The following is a 1,518-nucleotide window of genomic DNA, read 5'->3' as shown; positions in this document are numbered from 1 at the left end:
AAAAAATAGCATTTCGCGATCATCAACCCATTGCGTCCACGCATTAACAACAATTTCGCCTTTATCGGTAAATTTAACCGCATTGTTTATTAGATTTATTAAAATTTGACGAACTCTTGTTGCATCCAGTCGTGCAACCAAAGGTAATGGCTGATGTGATTCAAAGCGCAGCGTAAGGCCCTTATCAAGAACCGATACGCGCATTAGCGTGTATACATCGGCAAGCATGCTATCAAGGTTAACTTCGCTTAGGGTCAGTTCCAGTTTATCGGCTGCTATTTTAGATAAGTCGAGCACGTCGTTTAACAAGCTCAATAAGTGTTTACCGTTTCGATAAATAACACCCAATTCATTTTCAGCTTGCTGACTAAAATCGCTCTGCATTAACAGTTCGGTGTAGCCTAAAATAGACGATAGAGGAGTACGTAACTCATGGCTCAAATGAGCTAAAAATCGATCTTTTGAACGGTTTTCGGCTTCAGCTTTTAAGCGTTCTACTCTCTCGCCTTCAACATCTTTACGTGCCAAAGCATAACGAATAGCACGCGCAAAGCGGCTCGAACTCATTTCTGTTTTAATTAAGTAATCTACTGCACCGGCATCAAGCGCCGCCGAGTCTAACTCGTCGTTTGACTGCCCGGTAAGCATAATAATGGGACCGCTAAAGCCATTGGCAATTGCTTCTTTTAATACATCTAAACCATTCGATGCACCCAAGCGGTAATCAAGCAGGCAAATGTCGTGCTCATTTTTACTAAGCGTTGCAATTGCCTGCTCTGGAGAGCTTATCCATTGAATGTTAAACGTGTGTGAATCCAATTGGTCCAGATAGTCGCAGGTGAGTATGTAATCATCTTCATCGTCTTCTACAAGCAGCAACTGAGTCACTTTATCTAACATACAATCTCCATTAATCGTTAAATGTTGTCGGTAGCTCTACAAATTCTACCCAGTATTTTCCTAGCGTTTTCATCAAATCAACCAAACCATCAAACGTTACTGGTTTTGTAATGTAAGATGCAGCACCTAAGTTATACCCTTTAACCATGTCTTCTTCTTGTTTAGACGTAGTTAATATAACAACCGGAATTCCCTTTAAGTTAGGGTTTCCTTTTATAGCTTCAAGCGCTTCACGGCCATCCATTCTAGGCATATTTAAATCAAGTAATATAAGTCCAGGACGCGGCGAAACTGCTTTGTCTTCAAACTTACCTTTACGCTCTAAATACTCAAGCAACTCAACGCCATCTTCAACAAAATGAAGCTCGTTAAGTACACGACTTTCAGCAAGGGCATCTTGTGTTAACAAACGATCATCTTCATCGTCGTCTGCCATTAAAATAGTAATCGGTTTTACTTTTGAATAGGGCATTTAAGCCTCTCCTTGCAATGTGAAAAGCTCAGCTTCCACAGGTAGTTTTATAATAAAGGTTGCACCTTCACCGTCTTTACTTTGGGCTGTAATTGTTCCGCCGTGGCGCTCCACAATACGCCTACATACAGAAAGGCCAATACCCG

The 1,518-nt window shown here is 41.2% G+C and carries 3 protein-coding genes; all 3 read right to left on the bottom strand.

Annotation, left to right across the window (positions count from 1 at the left end; translation table 11 throughout):
• The coding region (locus H5072_RS19210) for a response regulator (protein WP_182694476.1) at window positions 1-900 on the bottom strand (900 nt) is incomplete at its 3' end.
• 10 nt (window positions 901-910) lie between these two features.
• Complete coding sequence (locus H5072_RS19205; RefSeq protein WP_039485075.1) at window positions 911-1,372, bottom strand: response regulator; 462 nt, start codon at window positions 1,370-1,372, stop codon at window positions 911-913.
• On the bottom strand, window positions 1,373-1,518 hold a 146-nt coding region (locus H5072_RS19200; RefSeq protein WP_220488719.1), incomplete at its 5' end, for an ATP-binding protein. It lies immediately after the preceding gene.

It is taken from the genome of Pseudoalteromonas sp. SR45-5, assembly GCF_014163565.1.
Classification (GTDB): Bacteria; Pseudomonadota; Gammaproteobacteria; order Enterobacterales; family Alteromonadaceae; genus Pseudoalteromonas; species Pseudoalteromonas distincta.
This window is presented reverse-complemented; position numbering and strand designations above follow the sequence as displayed.